Below are 15,572 nucleotides of genomic sequence, written 5' to 3' on the forward strand. Positions count from 1 at the left end.
CATCACCAACTCCCCGACGCACCGCCGCCACCAAAGCTGCCACCGCCTCCGCTGAAGCCGCCGCCTCCGCTGCCTCCGCCGAAGCCACCGCCACCAAAGCCGCCGCCACCGCCAAAGCCACCCCAGCCGCCGCCACCGATGGAGCGGCCAGCGCCACCCGGAATCGCCATGAACAGGGCGCCGGCGACCAGACCGATAACCCCGCCGAAAATCGAACTCATGATCAGCCAGGCCAGGCCACCCGTGATCGCCCCGCCGATGGGCATGCGTGCCCACAGCGGTGCGCGGCCGAGGATGCCGCGGAGGAAGAGCACGCCGAAAATCAGCGGCAGGAACAGGTTGCCACCGCCGTGTCGGCGCTCGTGGGCTTCGTCGGGATTGACCGGCGGAGGCAGGGCTTCGCCGTCGACGATCTGGGTGATCGCGGTCAGCGCATCGCTGATGCCGCCGTAGTAGTCGTTGGTGCGCAGCTTGGGCGCCATGTATTCGCGGATGATCCGCGAGGCGATGGCGTCGGGCAGAGCACCTTCGAGGCCGTAACCGGTTTCGATGCGCACCCGGCGGTCGTTCTTGGCGACCAGCAGGAGGACGCCGTCATCCGGCCCCTTGCGGCCAATCTTGTTGGCCTCGGCGACCTTGAGGGAGTAGCCCTCAAGGTCGTCCGGCTGGGTGGTCGGCACCATCAGCACGACCACCTGGGCGCCCTTGCGCTTTTCCAGATCGGCCAGCCGGGTATCCAGCTGGCTGACCTGGTCGGCACTCAGGGTTCCGGTGAGGTCGGTCACGTGCCGCTGCAACGTCGGCACGGCGGGGTCGCCGTCCGCCAGCGCCACCAGTGGCGGCACCAGCAGGGTGACGGCGAGCAACAGCCGCGCCGCGAACCGGAGCATCAGCGGCTGGCCGAAGAAGCCGGTGCCGGTGCCTGGGTCGGGGCCGGAGTGGACCCGAAGTCCACGGTCGGCGCGGTGGAGATCGCCTTCTCGTTCTCGACGCTGAAGTTCGGCTTCACCTTGTAGCCCATGACCTTGGCGGTCAGGTTGTTCGGGAAAGAGCGGATCAGCGTGTTGTAAGACTGGATGGCGGCCACGTAGCGATTACGCGCGACGGTGATCCGGTTCTCCGTGCCTTCGAGCTGGGCCTGGAGGTCACGGAAGGAACCGTCCGCCTTGAGCTGCGGATAATTCTCGCTGACCACCATCAGGCGCGAAAGCGCACCGGACAGCTGGCCCTGGGCTGCCTGGAACTTGGCGAGTGCCTCGGGATCGTTGGCGAGCTCGGGGGTGATCTGGGTCTGGCCGACCTTCGCACGGGCGTTGGTCACTTCGGTGAGCACACGTTCTTCGTGCTGGGCGTAGCCCTTCACGGTGTTGACCAGGTTCGGCACGAGGTCGGCGCGGCGCTGGTACTGGTTGAGGACTTCAGACCAGGCGGCCTTGACCGATTCGTCCTCGCGCTGGATGGCGTTATAGCCACAGCCGGAAAGGAAGCTGGCGAACAGGACGAGGGCAAAAGCACGGACGAGTGTCTTCATGGCGACGGTTCCTTGGGGTGCGGGGGACAAGTTAACCCAAACCCGGGGCGTTCGCAGGAAATCGCAGGAAGAGCATCGCCGGCGGAGCCGGCTCCCACAAGGAGCTGGCTGTCACGCAGAACTTGAAGATTTCAGTGGGTGTAATGGGGGATGAGGATCAGGGCCCAGCTCACGCCGATCATCAGCAGGAGGAAAAAGACCGCGGCGGAGCCCATGTCCTTGGCCCGACCGGCCAGTTCGTGGAATTCGGGGCTGACCAGATCGACCACGGCCTCGATGGCCGAGTTCAGCAGTTCGGCGGCGAGGACGAGGATAGGAAAGGTGACCAGCAGGATCTTTTCGACCCCGCCCTGACCCAGCCAGAAGCCGAGGGGAACCAGGATCACGGCAAGATAAACCTCAAGCCGGAACGAGGCCTCGTGCTGGTAGCAGGCTTTCAGGCCCTTCATGGACCACTGGAACGCCGAAAAAACCTGTCGCGGCCCGCGCGGAATCGAGGAAGCCATAGGGGGTCAGGTCGCCGAAGCGGACAAAAATGAGAGATTCGGGACCATGGCTCCGGGCTGGATAGGGCGGTAGGCCTCATATGATGCCATAGCCCGCGTGGCGTATCGCCGCGCCCCTCTGGCGCTGCAGCACAACCCGGTGGAACATTTGTATTACGCTTGAACGGTTGTGACTTTGTTCAGGGTCACGGCGACGGGAGCCAGGGTTCGATCGCCCGGCTCGCTGTTTCCAATGCTTCCGGAAAATACATGGCAATCCAGAACCCGCCCGTTTCACAGACCAAGTCATTCAGCACGGTCTTCCTCATCGAAATGTGGGAGCGCTTCGGCTTCTACGGCATGCAGGTGCTGATGGTCACCTACATGGTGAAGAAGCTCGGCTTCCCCGACGTCGACGCCAACCTGGTCTGGGGCGCAGCCTCTGCCCTGATCTACGCCACACCCGCCATTGGCGGCTGGATCGGCGACAAATTCCTCGGTACGCGTCGCACGATGCTTACCGGCGCCGTGGTTCTCATGTTCGGCTACGCGCTGCTCTGGATCCCGACGAACAGCACCTACTTCCTGTATATCGCGCTAGGCGTGATCATCCTCGGCAACGGCCTGTTCAAACCCAACGCCGGCAACCTCGTACGCAAGATTTACGAAGGCGACGAGATCAAGATCGACAGCGCGTTCACCATCTACTACATGGCGGTGAATGTCGGCTCGACGATCTCGATGCTGCTGACCCCCTGGATCCGCGACTACGTCGGCGCCCACTACAGCGACGCGCTCGGCTGGCATACGGCCTTCGGCGTCTGTTCCATCGGCCTGATCCTCGGCCTGGTCAACTACTTCTTCATGCGCCGCACGCTGGCCCACGTCGGCTCGGAACCGGACGAGCATCCGCCGCTGGTGAAGAACATCCTCGCCATCATCGGCGCGGGCATCCTGATCATCGCCGCCTCGGCGTACATCCTGCAGAACCAGGGCGTTGCGCAGGCCTGCGTTTACATCGCCGGCGTAGTCATCCTCGGCATCTTCGTGCACCTGATTCGCTCGAGCGCCCAGGGCGAGCGCGCCGGCCTCATCGCCGCGCTCGTGCTGACCGTGCAGACGATCTTCTTCTTCATCTTCTACCAGCAGATGTCGACCTCGCTGAACCTGTTCGCCCAGCGCAACGTCGACCTGCAGTTCAGCCTGTTCGGCTGGAACATCTTCACGTGGATTCCGGAGCAGTTCCAGTCACTGAACGCGATCTGGATCGTGATCCTCTCGCCGATCCTGGTGTGGCTGTACAACACGCTCGGCAAGCACGGCAAGGATTTTCCGGTCGCCGCCAAGTTCGCCCTGGGCTTCGCCGCCGTGGCCGCCGGCTTCTTCATGTATGGCCTTGGTGCCACCACCGCGATCGCCGGCAAGATCTCTTCCTGGTACATGGTCTGGGGTTACGGTCTGTACTCGCTGGGCGAAGTGCTGGTGAGCGGCCTTGGCCTGGCCATGATCGCCCGCTACGTGCCGGCGCGCATGGGCGGCTTCATGATGGGCGCCTACTACGTCGCCTCGGGCGTGGCCCAGTACATGGGTAGCGTGGTCGCCAATTATGCGGCCATCCCCGACAACATCACCGATCCGCTGCAGTCGCTGACGATCTACACCAGTCTGTTCAACAAGCTCGGCCTGGTCGGCATCCTCTGCACGGGTATCGCCGTGGGCATGCTGCCGCTGATGAAGAAGCTTTCGCTCAATCATGCGCTGGCCAACGTGCCGCCGTTCCCGCCGGTACACAACGAAGACCTGTAACGCGCCGAAGGGCCGCCCCCTGGGCGGCCCTTCCCTTTGAAGAGACCCCCGTGAGCGACAACCTGCACTCGCCGTCATCCCGCTCCGGTCCCTTCGCACTAGCGCGTACCCTTGCCTGGCTCCGCCTGTGCGCTATCGCCGGGCAGAGCGTGGCGATTCTTTCCTGCGTCACCCTGCTCAATCTCGACATTCCCTTGCTGCCGCTGATGATCGGCGTCTGCGTCCTCGCGGTGTTCGCTGCGGCGGCGTCGTTCCGGCTCGGCATGCCGTGGAAGGTCAGCGAAGGCGAAGCCATCGTGCACATCGCCGCCGACACGCTCGTGCTCGGCTACCTGCTCTATTTCACCGGCGGTGCGAGCAATCCGTTCGTGACCCTGCTCCTGGTACCCATCGCGCTTTCCGCCGCCGCTTTGTCGATCGCCGGGGTGTCGCTGGTGGCGATCCTCACCGGGGTCGCTTACGTCCTGCTCGTGCCTTACCACCTGCCGCTGCCGACGCTGGGCAACAGCAGCCTGGACCTCGACCTCTACGTGGCCGGCATGGGCGTCAACTTCGTCATCATGGCGATCCTTCTCGGCGTGTTCATCAGCAACCTTGCCAAGGCTATCCGCCACCAGCAAGGCGAGGTGCAACGCGTACGCGAGCGAGCACTGCGCGACGAGGGCATCCTCGCCATCGCGACGCAGGCCGCTGGCGCCGCGCATGAACTCAATACGCCGTTGTCGACCATGCGCACGTTGTTGCCTGAGATCCGCCGCGAGCATGCGGCCGACAACGCGCTCGGCGACGACCTGGACCTTCTCCAGGGCCAGGTGGAACGTTGCCGCACCATCCTTCGCGAGATGGTTGCCTTTGGCCAGGCGCAACTGTCGCAGGTGCCGGAGCGGGTCACCCTGGACGAGTTCATCCGTGGCTGCATGGAGCGCTTCCAGCTGCTGCGCCCCGAAGCCGACGTGACACTCCACGTCGCCGCCGACGCGGCGCGCCTCGCCTTGCGCTCGCCACCTGGCCTGCGTCATGCGCTGATCAACCTGCTGAACAACGCCGCCGACGCCTCGGCGATGAATGATAGTACCGCCGTCTCGCTGGCTATTCGCCGCGACGACCGCTGGCTGGAACTCGTCGTCACCGACGAGGGCCCCGGATTTGACGAGTTCGACGAACTCGGCACGCTCGGCCTGTCGCAAAAGGCGACCGGCCTCGGTATCGGCCTTGCCCTTGCCGAAGCGACCGCCGAGCGTCTCGAAGGTGAACTTGCCGCCAGCAATACCGGCCACGGCGCACAGATGCGCCTGCGCCTGCCTCTTTCGGTTATCGGAGATTCGGCATGAATGAGCTCGTCCCGTCCGGCGGTCGCCCGCTGCTGATCGTCGATGACGATCCGACCTTTGCCCGCGTACTGGGTCGCGCCATGACCTCGCGAGGCTTCGAAGTCATCACCGCCGATAATGCGGACGATGCTCGCGCCCTCACCCGCCGCCATCAGCCGCGCTACTGCGTGCTCGACCTCAAACTGGGCGACGAGAACGGCCTGCGGCTGATTCCCGAACTGCAGTCGCTGGTGCCGGACATCCGCGTGTTGCTGCTCACCGGCTACGCCTCGATCGCGACTGCGGTTGAGGCAATCAAACGCGGCGCACACGATTACCTCGCCAAGCCCGTCGACGCCGACGCGGTGGTTCGCGCCTTGCTCGATGGCGATTCGGGTCCCGCCGATCCGGACGATCTGGTCGATGCGCCCGACGCACCGCTGCCGCTGCGGCGCCTGGAGTGGGAGCATATCCAGCGCGTGTTGACCGAGTGCGAGGGAAATATCTCCGAGACGGCACGGCGTCTTGGCATGCATCGGCGCACGCTCCAGCGCAAGCTGAGCAAGCATCCGGTGCGCGAACGTCCGGACGAGCGCTGAGCATGCGCCACCTCTCCTTTCTCGCTTCGCTTCTTCTTGCCGGCGTTACCGCGGTGCACGCCGACGACATGCATGGCATGGCCATGGGACACGAGGCGCCGTTGGGTTTCGATGCGGCCATCGATCCCACGGGCCACCTATGGGTCGTCGACACCGTGGGTGAGCATGTGCGCGCGCGTCGTTCGGACGACATGGGCCGCACCTTCGCCCTCTCGACCATCGTCAATCCCACCGGCGAACCGATCTACGCCGAGGGCGAGAATCGTCCCAAGATCGCATTGGGACCGAAGGGCGAGCTGTATGTCACCTGGTCGCAGCCACGCAAGCTGCCGTGGACCGGCTTCGTGCGCTTCTCGCGTTCGCTCGATGGTGGTGCGCACTTCGACTCGCCGACCACCGTGCATACGGACCGCGCGGAAATCACCCACCGTTTCGACTCCCTCGCCGTCGACGGCAAGGGCAATGTCGTCGTTGCCTGGATCGACAAGCGCGATGTCGAGACCGCCAAGAAAGCCGGTAAGCCCTACTTCGGTGCAGCCACCTATTACAGCTGGTCGACCGATCGCGGCGCGCACTTCGCGCCGGAGCGAAAGATCGTCGACGAAAGCTGCGAGTGCTGCCGTATCGCGCTCGCGCGTGCGCCGGACGGATCGATCGACGCGTTCTTCCGCGCCATCTACGGCGACAATATCCGTGACCATGCCTTCGCCAGCCTGCCTGTCGGCGGCACGTCGCCCAAGGTCGAGCGCGCGACGTTTACGCAGTGGCATATCGAGGGCTGTCCGCACCACGGCCCTTCGTTGTCGATCGATGCAAAAGGCACGCGCCACGCCGTCTGGTTCAGCGCGGCCGACGGCAAGGCGACGATCTGGTACGGCCAGCTGGCACCGGGCGCGCCGCCGGCGCATCTGGCCACGGTCGCCGCCGCCGGTGCGTCGCACGCCGATCTTCTTGCCGACGGCACGCATGTGTGGATCGCATACCACCAGATGTCGCCCGAAGGACTGAACCTGATGCTGCGTGAGTCCACCGACGGTGGTGTCACCTTCAGCGAACCGCGTCAGATTGCCCACACGGCGAACGAGTCGGGCTGGCCGAAACTGGTGCTCTGGGATCATCGCGCCTTCGTGGCATGGAATCCGGAAGGACAGTTCCGACTGGTGCCGACGGAGGCGTTGAAGTGATGACGCGCCTGCTTCTGGTTACTGCCCTGGCAGTCGCGATGCCCGCATTTGCCGCACCGCCTGTCGCCCTCGCCCCGACCGATGTGGAAGCGTTGGTCGCGCCGCCGGCGAAGGGAGTACGCATCGTGGCGCTATGGGCACTCGATTGCGCCTATTGCGAAGAGAACCTGTCCGCACTGGCCACGTGGCAGCGTCAACACGCTGGCGTCGACCTTGTCTTCGTGGCGACGGATTCGATCGGCCAACGCGACGTGCTGAGTGCGCGGCTCAGAGCGGCACGACTGGATACCGTTCCATCGCGGGCGTACGCCGATGCGACACCTGACCGGATCAATTACCTGATCGATGCGAGCTGGGGCGGTGAGACGCCGCGTACGCTGGTGATTCATGCAAATGGGACGCGTAAGGCATTCAGTGGTGCATTGAATGCCGAGCGCATTGCCAGTCTGATGGATTGAAGTGTGGGAGCCGATTCATCGGCGATGCTTTCTGTGGGAGCCGATTCATCGGCGATGCTTTCTGTGGGAGCCGATTCATCGGCGATGGGCGCCATGGCGTCTCCGCTTCGTTGGCATTTCGCCGCTGAAGCGGCTCCCACATGAAGCTGCTCCCACATGAAGCGGCTCCCAGATGAAGAAGCTCCTACATGAAGAGGATCCCCCAATGAAGGCGGTTCGATCAAACCTCGATCGGCTGCGGGTGCGGAAACCTCACGCTGGCGACGCGGTTAGCCCCGGGCAACGAGCGCAGTTCAAGCGGCCACTGGAACCGATCCGAGAGGCGGCGCGCAATCGCCAGGTCGAAGCCGTGGCGATCCACCGAGGCATGTCGACGGCTGCCCTCCTCCGGCGTATCCACGGCAGGGTTGATCACACTCACGCTGCCCGGCATTACAGTCACCACGATCACGCCCTGGTCGGTCTGCTGTAGCGCGTGACGGATCAGCTGGCCACAGAGCACCGCGAACACGCGTGGTGATGCGTGCAGCGCAAAGCTGGCCGGCTCGTCGAGTATGAGTTCCACGGGTCGTCCGGCGATCAACTCCCGCGCATATTCGACTTCCTGGCGCAGGATCTTGTTGACGACGAAATCTTCTTCGGCCAGGCCCTGGTCGGATTCCCGCGAGAGGATGAGGAAGGCCTCAACCAGTGCTTCGAGCTCGCGCGTCGAACGGCGGATGCGCTCCAGCGACCGATGACCGAAGTCGGAGAGGTCCGTCTCATCGGCAAGCATGTCCGAGGACATCTTGATGACCGTGAGCGGGCTACGGAGTTCGTGGCTCGCATCACGGGTGAAATTGCGCTCGCGCTCGCCATACCCGTCGATACGCGATGCCAGCCCATGCAGGCCACGAATCAGCGAGCCCACATCGTTGTTCGATTGCTTGCCACCTTCCGCGTCTAGCTGGGCCATGTCCGGTTTATCCGGGTCCCAGCCTTCGAGCAGACGTGCGAGTGCCGCGATCGGCACCCACTCGCGCGACACCGCCAGCCAGGCCAGCCCCGCCGACGAAAGCATGATGGCGATCGCCGCTCCGATCGGCGCGACGTTCTTCGCCGCCATCAGCGAGGCGATGACGACGACCAGCGTCTGCAGAGCGAAGACGATGGCGATGCGGGCGCGGAATGATCCGCGCCGACGCTTAGTCCCCTGCGATGTGCTGCCTTCCATCGATTACATCCGGTGCCGCCGTGCCTTCATGCCGTCTGCGACGCCGCGACTTCGGAATCGAGGTCGGCCAGGCGGTAACCCGCCGAATGGATCGTATGCAGGAGCGGCCGGTCGAACGGCTTGTCGATGACACGACGCAGGTTGTAGAGGTGCGAGCGCAGCGTGTCGGAATCGGGCAGGGTATCGCCCCAGATCTCGCGTTCGATATCGCGGCGGCTGACCACGCGCGGCGATTCGCGCATGAGGATGGCGAGCAGCTTCAGCCCGATCGGCGACACCGTGAGTTCCTGGCCGCCGCGGGTGAGGCGAAGCGTGGCGGTGTCGAGGGTCATGTCGCCCACATTGAGCACTTCGGACGAAACCTGGCGGCGATCGCGACGGATCAGCGCACGCAGGCGCGCCTCGAGCTCGCGCACTTCGAACGGCTTGACCAGATAGTCGTCGGCGCCAGCCTCCAGGCCGACCAGTTTGTCTTCCAGGGTGTCGCGCGCGGTGAGCATGAGCACCGGGGTCGACTTCTTGCCGTCCTTGCGCAGTTTGCGACAGACGTCCAGGCCGTCCATGCCCGGGAGCATGAGGTCCAGCACGATCACGTCGTAGCTGTTGGAGACCGCCAGGTGAAGGCCGCTGACGCCATCGGCGGCGTAGTCGACCGAGTAGCCCCGACGCTCAAGGAATTCGCCCACCATCTCGGCGATCTGGCGATTGTCCTCGACAAGAAGGATCAGACCGGCCTGTTCGTCGCGGTTGCTCATCGTTGCCACTCCTCTGTGATTCACAAATGTGAAGAGTTAACGGCCGGACCAGTGAGACCCGTGTGAAGACCGCAAACAAGCATTCATTCTGGGTACGACGACGTGGACGTTATGTCGTTTAGCGAAGCAGCGGTGTTAGCGCTTTCCACACATTGTCCGCGACACGAGGCTCTCCCCGGGCTGTGGGATGGAGGCCGTCATCCTGCATCAGGGCCGGGTCCAGCGCCACGCCATCGAGAAGAAAGGGCACCAGAGCGACGTCGTGCTTTGTGGCGGCGTCCGCGTAGACCTTGCGCAGGCCATCGCGATATTGGGGACCGTAGTTCACCGGCAGCTCGATGCCGAGCAACAGGACTTTCGCCCCTGCGCCCTTCGCCGCGTCGATCATGCTGTCCAGGTTACCCGCGAGTTGTCCCAGTTGCAGCCCCTGCAGGCCATCGTTTGCACCCAGTTCGATCACCACGACCGAGGGATGCTGTTTCTGCAGCAGGCCCGGCAGACGGTTGCGCCCGCTCAGCGACGTCTCCCCGCTGATGCTGGCATTGACCATCGTCCACGGCGTCGCCATCTTTGAGGTGCGAGCGTCCAGCAAACGCACCCACCCGGCGTCCACCGGGATGTTGTGCGCCGCCGACAATGAGTCCCCGAGCACCAGCACCTTGCGTGGCGCCTCCGCCCCGGAGGCGATGGCGCACCAGACGAACAGCAACAGGAACAGGCAACGGCGCATGAGCGATTCTTCCCGAGTTCTTCTTGAAGTGGCCGATGTTAGCAAGTCGGTTTTCGGCCCGGAGGGACAGCTGGATATCCTGTCCGGGGTGAACCTCAGCGTGGCGGCCGGCGAGAGCTTCGCCATCGTTGGCGCCTCGGGCTCGGGCAAGACCACCCTGCTTGGCCTCCTGGCCGGCCTGGACGTGGCCACGGCGGGCAGCGTGCGGCTCGACGGCCAGGCCCTCGAGGCGATCGACGAGGAAGCCCGCGCGGCCATTCGCCGCCGCCTGGTCGGCTTCGTATTCCAGTCGTTCCACCTGCTGCCGGCACTGACCGCGGAAGAGAACGTGATGCTGCCGCTCGAGCTGGAAGGCGACAACACGGCGCGCGAACGGGCGCACGCCGCGCTCGATTCGGTAGGCCTCGGCGCGCGCCGCCGGCACTACCCGGCCCAGCTCTCCGGTGGCGAACAGCAACGCGTGGCCCTGGCCCGTGCCTTCGTGCACCGGCCCCGCATCCTCTTCGCCGATGAGCCGACCGGCAACCTGGACCAGCATACGGGCGAACACATCGGCGACCTGCTCTTCGCGATGAACAGCGAGCATGCCACTACCCTGATCCTGGTCACCCACGACGCACGCCTCGCCGCCCGCTGCGCGCGCTCGGCCGAACTGCATGAAGGCCGTCTCGGGGTGCCCGCTTGAACGTCACCCGGCTTGCCCTGCGCACGCTGCGACGCGAATGGCACCTGGTCGAGCTGCGCACCCTGGCCGCGTCACTGGTACTGGCAGTGATCGCGCTGGGCGTGGTCGCGACGCTGTCCACGCGCATCGAGCGCGGCATCCTTGCCAGCGCCGCCGAGCTGATCGGCGGCGACATGGGCGTCTCCGCCCCCGCACCCTTGCCCGACGCGCTGCTGCGCTCGGCCACGGACGATGGGCTGAAGACATCCCGTGGCGCCGCATTCCGCAGCGTTGCCTTCGTCGGTGAACACAGCCAACTGCTCGATGTGCAGGCGACCGACGATGGGTATCCGCTACGCGGGACGCTGGAAGTGCGCGACGCGAAGGGAAGCGACCACGCCAGCCACGGACCGGCTCGCGGCGAAGTGTTTCTCGACCATCGCGCCCTCGTCGGCCTGGGCATCGCACCGGGCCAGAAGCTGCAGATCGGCGGACGCGATCTCACGGTTGGCGCCGAGCTGATCCGCCAGCCGGATGGCGGCGAGCTGTTTGCCCTGGCCCCGCGGGCGCTGATGAACCTGGACGACGCAACCGACGCCGGTCTGCTGTCCCTGGGCAGCCGCGCGCGGCACAACCTGCTCGTCGCCGGATCGCCGGCCGGCATCGCCGCCTGGCGTGCCAGCGTGGAGCAAGGCGCGCTTCCGCACGGCGGTGATCTGATCACCCCTGAGAAGATGCAGGAACGCATGCGCTCGGCTTTCGATCGCGCCAGCGCCTTCCTGCGCCTGACCGCCCTGCTTTCCGCCTTGCTTGCCGGCGTGGCGATCGCCCTGGCCTCGTCGCGTTATGCGCGGCGCAAGGCCGCCGAGGTGGCCCTGCTGCGTGCGCTGGGCACGCCGCGCCGACGAATCGCCGCGCTCCTGGTGACGACGCTCGCGGCGCTGGCCATTCCGGCCGCGGCGCTCGGCATGGCGATCGCGCTCGGGCTCGCACAGGGCGCCTGGTATTTCGCACGCACCTTGTTCGACAACATTCCCACCACATTGCCCCTCGGCCCGGCCTTCGCCGCCGCGGCGATGGGCCTGGCCGTGCTCGCGGGTTTCGCGTTGCCGCCGCTGGTCCGCCTTGCCGAGGTGCCGCCCGTCGCCGTGTTCCGCGAATCCATGCAGCGCCGGGTGCGCCGGTTCGATGCGCTCTACCTCGTACCGGTGCTGACCGCCGTGGCCTTGGTCTGGCTACAGAGCGATTCGGCGAAACTCGCCGGCATCCTCGCCGCCAGCCTCGCCGGAGTAGCAGTAGTCGCCGCGCTGCTGTCCGGCTTGCTCCTGGTAGTCGCGCGGCGCGTCGCACCGGGTGCCCACCCCGCCCTGCGGCTTGGACTCGCCGCGCTCGCCCGTCGTCGTGGTCTTTCCCTCGTGCAGGCCACCGCGCTGTCACTCGGTCTCTGCGCCCTCCTGCTGCTGGCCGTGATCGCCCCGTCCCTGCTCGATGGCTGGCGACGCGAGCTGCCGGCGGACACACCGAACTGGTTCGCCCTCAACCTGCAGAACGAACAGCGCGATGAGTTCTCGCATGCGCTCGAGCGCATGGGCGCAACCAGGACGAACATGATGCCGCTCGCCGTCGGCAAGCTCACCGCGATCAACGGTCAGCCGATCGACCGCATCGCGTTCGTCGACGACCAGGCCAGGGATGCCGCAGACCGCCAGCTGCGCCTGTCGTGGAGCGCTGACCTGCCACCGTCCAACAAGGTCGTCGCGGGCGCATGGCCGGGCGCTTCACCCGCGCAGGCCGAGGTGTCGGTCGATACCTCGTGGCGCGATCGCTTCCACCTCAAGCTTGGCGACACCCTGCGCTTCGAGGTCGGCGAGGGCAGCGTGGATGCGCGCCTGACCAGTGTGCGTCAGGTCGACTGGGGCTCGTTCCGGGTCAACTTCTTCCTGATGATCGACCCCGCCCACGCCACCGAGCTGCCGCATACCTGGCTGACCAGCTTCTATCTTCCGCGCGGTCACGCCGACGACCTCGCGAAAGTCTCGCGTGACTTCGGCAACCTCAGCCTGATCGACGTCGATGCCCTGCTCGATCGCGTCCGCGAAATCGTCGACCGGGTCGGCGGTGCCGTGCGCTGGGTGCTCGGCTTCAGCCTGCTCGCCGGTGCGCTGGTACTCGCCGCCGCCCTCGCGGCCAGCGCCCAGGAGCGACGCAAGGAAGCCGCGCTCTTGCGTACACTCGGCGCCACGCGCGCGCAACTGCGCGCTGCTGCCGCCTGCGAGTTCGCGCTGCTCGGGCTGGTCGCCGGCCTCACCGCGGCGCTCGGTGCGAGCGGCGCGGGCTTATGGCTGGGCAATGCGGTATTCCATATCGAGCACTTCGTCCCGCCCGTGTGGCCGCTGGTCGGTGCCGCGGTACTGGCCGCGCTGGTCGTCATGGCGATCGGCCTGTTCGGCACACGACGGGTGTTGAGGACCTCACCCATGGCCCTGCTGCGCGAGGGCTGAGCCCTAGCTTGAAATGCGCATTTCCAGCGACATCACGATCGCCTCCTCGCGTCCACCCTTGGCCGGGTAGTACGCGGGGCGGCGACCGATTTCGGTGAAGCCGAGCGTCTCGTAAAGGGTCTTGGCCACCGGGTTCGATGGACGGACTTCGAGGAAGATGCGTTCGACGCCATACCAGCGGGCGAGATCGATCAGGCGGCGCATCATCCGACGGCCATAGCCCAGGCCGCGGTACGCATCCGCGATGCAGACATTGAGCACGTGCGCTTCGCCGGCAGCTACCGAGAGGATGCCGTAACCGGCGATGTCGCCCTCGTGCACCAGTACCCAGCAGTTGTGCCCGGCCTGCAGGCAATCACGGAAAATACCCGCGGTCCAGGGAAATTCGTAGGACGCGTGCTCGATCGCCACGACCGCGTCGAGGTCCTCGCGACGCATCGCGCGCACTTCAGTGGAGGGGCGGGCCACGGCGACCATGGTGTCAGCCCGTGACGAAGGCGCGTCCAAGCGCGCGCAGGCCGTTCCACAAGCGGCGCTTCGCGGCCGGATCGGCGAGGATTGCCGAAGGCGGATCGACGAGGACGATCTGCGCGGCGCTGAGGGCCGCCGCCGACAGATCCCGGCCCAGCGCGTGGGCCTGTGCGTCGCCGAATACGAGATAGGCGACGGCCGCCGGAACCTGGCCGAGGCCCTTTTCGCCGACTTCGAGGCGCGCGGCCCGACCGGTGACCGGGCCGAAAGCACGCAACGCCTTGCCGAGCAGATCCAGTTCACGCGCACTGCTGCCAGCCGGGAGGATGACCACACAGCCCACATGCTCGCCCACTCCGGCCTCATTGGCGGGCGGGACGCCGTCCACCGGAGCCACATCGCCCACTCGCAGGCGCCACGGGGTGACACCCATGACCCGGAGCAGACGTTCGCGACGCTCGACGATGACTGGCATGGCCGTGGCTTACTCCGACGTCCTGGCGTGCCGGCGCACCCGACGGCGGTGCGTGGCGCGACCCCACAGCGTGTGGATGGGACCGGAAATGGTGTAGATGACGGCCACGGCGAACAGGACCCGGGCGGTATCGATCAGCAGAAGTACGACGACGAGTACCGCGGCGATCAGCCAGATAAAGGGTACGCGGTCGCCCTTGGGCCACGCCTTGAAGCTGTAGTAACGCACGTTGCTGACCATCAGCAGGCCGGCGATCACGGCCAGCGGCATGGCGAAAAAGGCTACCGAGGGACCGGGAATATCGAACTTTTCCATCGTCCAGACGAACGACATGCACAGCCCGGCAGCAGCTGGACTGGCCAGGCCCTGGAAGTAGCGCTTGTCTGCCACGCCCACCTGGGTGTTGAAGCGGGCCAGGCGCAGCGCGGCGCACACGGCATAGATAAAGGCGGCGGCCCAGCCGATCTTGCCCCATACCTGGCCATAGGCCGCCAGCGAGGACAGCGACCAGGTGTACATCACCAGCGACGGCGCCAGGCCAAAGCTGACCAGATCTGAGAGTGAGTCGTACTGGACGCCGAATTCGCTCTGCGTGTTGGTCATGCGCGCGACGCGACCGTCCATGCCGTCAAGGATCGCGGCGACGAAAACCGCCAGGGCCGCGGTCTGGTAGTGCCCACCGATCGCCGAGACGATCGCGTAGAACCCGGCGAACATCGCGCCGGTGGTGAACAGGTTGGGGAGCAGGTAAATGCCGCGATGTCGCGGCCCCTGGGCCTGGATCGGATCGCTCATGGGCCAATGCCGTGACGTGGGATGACAGTGTAGCCCAGGCGCCGTGACGCGTCAGTCGGGCGCTGGCCCGGCTACCGCCGCACGAAACGAGACACCATCGCTTGCGTGCTTACCGATCCGGTGATAGTTGTTTGAGCCACTATTCACCCTGCCGGATGGCCCGCATGCGCCGTTACTTCGTCCTCGCCCTTCTGGTGGCGGTTTGTCCTCTGGCGTTCGGCCAGGCCTATAAGTGGAAGGACGCCCAGGGCGTCACGCACTACTCCGATTCGCCGCCGCCGGCCGGCACCAAGGTCGAGAAGATCAAGACCAGCGGTGTCGTGATTCCGCCCGCGGGTAACCCCGCACCCGTCCCGGCCCCGGCTGCGACAGCCGGGGCGAAGCCCGCCACGCCGGGCGCCGTCGCCGATACCCAGGCCAACCGCGCCAAGCTGTGCAGCCAGCTGCAGAAGAACGCGGACACGCTGGACAAGGAAAAGAACGTGTCCGTGGATGACGGCAAGGGCGGCACCCGCCCCCTGGATGACGCGGGTCGCAAGCGCGAGGTCGAAACCACCCAGGCGCAGATGACTATTTACTGCAAGTAGCCAGCCTA

Annotated in this window: 17 protein-coding genes; 8 read left to right on the top strand and 9 right to left on the bottom strand. The window is 65.8% G+C overall.

All coding sequences use genetic code 11. The annotated features are described in order from the left end of the window. Positions 1 to 2: 2 nt before the first annotated feature. From C8J98_RS19505 to C8J98_RS19515, 3 genes are all read right to left on the bottom strand, one after another. Positions 3 to 890 carry a YgcG family protein gene (locus C8J98_RS19505; RefSeq protein WP_107915173.1) on the bottom strand — a complete coding sequence of 296 codons (888 nt, stop codon included), beginning with the start codon at positions 888 to 890 and terminating at the stop codon, positions 3 to 5. Then, positions 890 to 1,531: a LemA family protein gene (locus C8J98_RS19510; RefSeq protein WP_107915175.1), complete on the bottom strand. Its 642-nt coding sequence runs from the start codon at positions 1,529 to 1,531 to the stop codon at positions 890 to 892. The genes C8J98_RS19505 and C8J98_RS19510 overlap by 1 nt, the downstream gene beginning before the upstream one ends. 131 nt (positions 1,532 to 1,662) lie before the next feature. Further along, positions 1,663 to 2,037 (bottom strand): diacylglycerol kinase, encoded by a 375-nt coding sequence (locus C8J98_RS19515; RefSeq protein ID WP_107915177.1) that lies wholly within the window; start codon positions 2,035 to 2,037, stop codon positions 1,663 to 1,665. 249 nt (positions 2,038 to 2,286) lie between these two features. Between C8J98_RS19515 and C8J98_RS19520 the strand changes: the two genes are divergently transcribed. Genes C8J98_RS19520 through C8J98_RS19540 form a run of 5 tightly spaced genes read left to right on the top strand, consistent with a single transcriptional unit; the run spans position 2,287 to position 7,373 of the window. Next, the gene (locus C8J98_RS19520) at positions 2,287 to 3,822 is read left to right on the top strand and encodes an oligopeptide:H+ symporter (protein ID WP_107915179.1); all 1,536 of its coding nucleotides are present in this window, start codon (positions 2,287 to 2,289) and stop codon (positions 3,820 to 3,822) included. 50 nt (positions 3,823 to 3,872) lie between these two features. Beyond that, complete coding sequence (locus C8J98_RS19525) at positions 3,873 to 5,153, top strand: ATP-binding protein (protein WP_233260305.1); 1,281 nt, start codon at positions 3,873 to 3,875, stop codon at positions 5,151 to 5,153. Further along, positions 5,150 to 5,731, top strand: coding sequence for a response regulator transcription factor (locus C8J98_RS19530; RefSeq protein WP_107915182.1), 582 nt, complete (start codon positions 5,150 to 5,152; stop codon positions 5,729 to 5,731). Before C8J98_RS19525 ends, C8J98_RS19530 begins: the two co-directional genes overlap by 4 nt. 2 nt (positions 5,732 to 5,733) lie before the next feature. Then, the gene (locus C8J98_RS19535) at positions 5,734 to 6,915 is read left to right on the top strand and encodes a sialidase family protein (protein WP_107915184.1); all 1,182 of its coding nucleotides are present in this window, start codon (positions 5,734 to 5,736) and stop codon (positions 6,913 to 6,915) included. Next, a complete protein-coding gene (locus C8J98_RS19540) occupies positions 6,915 to 7,373 on the top strand; it encodes a hypothetical protein (protein ID WP_107915186.1) in 459 nt (152 codons plus the stop codon). Before C8J98_RS19535 ends, C8J98_RS19540 begins: the two co-directional genes overlap by 1 nt. Before the next feature lie 220 nt (positions 7,374 to 7,593). Here C8J98_RS19540 and C8J98_RS19545 read toward each other — a convergent pair whose 3' ends face one another. From C8J98_RS19545 to C8J98_RS19555, 3 genes are all read right to left on the bottom strand, one after another. Continuing rightward, positions 7,594 to 8,586, bottom strand: coding sequence for a HAMP domain-containing sensor histidine kinase (locus C8J98_RS19545; RefSeq protein WP_107915188.1), 993 nt, complete (start codon positions 8,584 to 8,586; stop codon positions 7,594 to 7,596). A gap of 26 nt (positions 8,587 to 8,612) precedes the next feature. Then, a complete protein-coding gene (locus C8J98_RS19550; protein ID WP_036111366.1) occupies positions 8,613 to 9,341 on the bottom strand; it encodes a response regulator transcription factor in 729 nt (242 codons plus the stop codon). 118 nt (positions 9,342 to 9,459) lie between these two features. Then, entirely contained in the window at positions 9,460 to 10,071 is a 612-nt protein-coding gene (locus tag C8J98_RS19555) for an arylesterase (protein WP_107915190.1), read from the bottom strand. On the opposite strand from C8J98_RS19555, the gene C8J98_RS19560 reads away from it, so the two are divergent. Both C8J98_RS19560 and C8J98_RS19565 read left to right on the top strand, forming a co-directional pair. Next, positions 10,070 to 10,756 carry an ATP-binding cassette domain-containing protein gene (locus tag C8J98_RS19560; protein WP_107915192.1) on the top strand — a complete coding sequence of 229 codons (687 nt, stop codon included), beginning with the start codon at positions 10,070 to 10,072 and terminating at the stop codon, positions 10,754 to 10,756. The two genes, C8J98_RS19555 and C8J98_RS19560, sit on opposite strands and share 2 nt — an antisense overlap. Continuing rightward, entirely contained in the window at positions 10,753 to 13,236 is a 2,484-nt protein-coding gene (locus C8J98_RS19565) for an FtsX-like permease family protein (RefSeq protein WP_107915194.1), read from the top strand. Before C8J98_RS19560 ends, C8J98_RS19565 begins: the two co-directional genes overlap by 4 nt. Before the next feature lie 3 nt (positions 13,237 to 13,239). Here the strand turns inward: C8J98_RS19565 and rimI are convergent, their stop codons facing one another. The 3 genes from rimI to pssA are packed head-to-tail and all read right to left on the bottom strand — an operon-like array spanning position 13,240 to position 14,977. Continuing rightward, positions 13,240 to 13,713, bottom strand: a complete 474-nt coding sequence (rimI, locus tag C8J98_RS19570; RefSeq protein WP_107915196.1) for a ribosomal protein S18-alanine N-acetyltransferase — start codon at positions 13,711 to 13,713, stop codon at positions 13,240 to 13,242. 4 nt (positions 13,714 to 13,717) lie between these two features. Beyond that, positions 13,718 to 14,182 (bottom strand): hypothetical protein, encoded by a 465-nt coding sequence (locus C8J98_RS19575; protein WP_107915198.1) that lies wholly within the window; start codon positions 14,180 to 14,182, stop codon positions 13,718 to 13,720. 9 nt (positions 14,183 to 14,191) lie between these two features. Next, on the bottom strand, positions 14,192 to 14,977 hold the full coding sequence (gene pssA, locus C8J98_RS19580) for a CDP-diacylglycerol--serine O-phosphatidyltransferase (RefSeq protein ID WP_107915200.1): 786 nt from the start codon (positions 14,975 to 14,977) through the stop codon (positions 14,192 to 14,194). Positions 14,978 to 15,141: 164 nt separating this feature from the next. Between pssA and C8J98_RS19585 the strand changes: the two genes are divergently transcribed. Then, the gene (locus tag C8J98_RS19585; RefSeq protein ID WP_158272765.1) at positions 15,142 to 15,564 is read left to right on the top strand and encodes a DUF4124 domain-containing protein; all 423 of its coding nucleotides are present in this window, start codon (positions 15,142 to 15,144) and stop codon (positions 15,562 to 15,564) included. The last annotated feature ends 8 nt before the right edge of the window (positions 15,565 to 15,572 follow it).

The sequence above is a fragment of the Luteibacter sp. OK325 genome, from assembly GCF_003050935.1.
In the GTDB taxonomy this organism is placed as follows: Bacteria; Pseudomonadota; Gammaproteobacteria; order Xanthomonadales; family Rhodanobacteraceae; genus Luteibacter.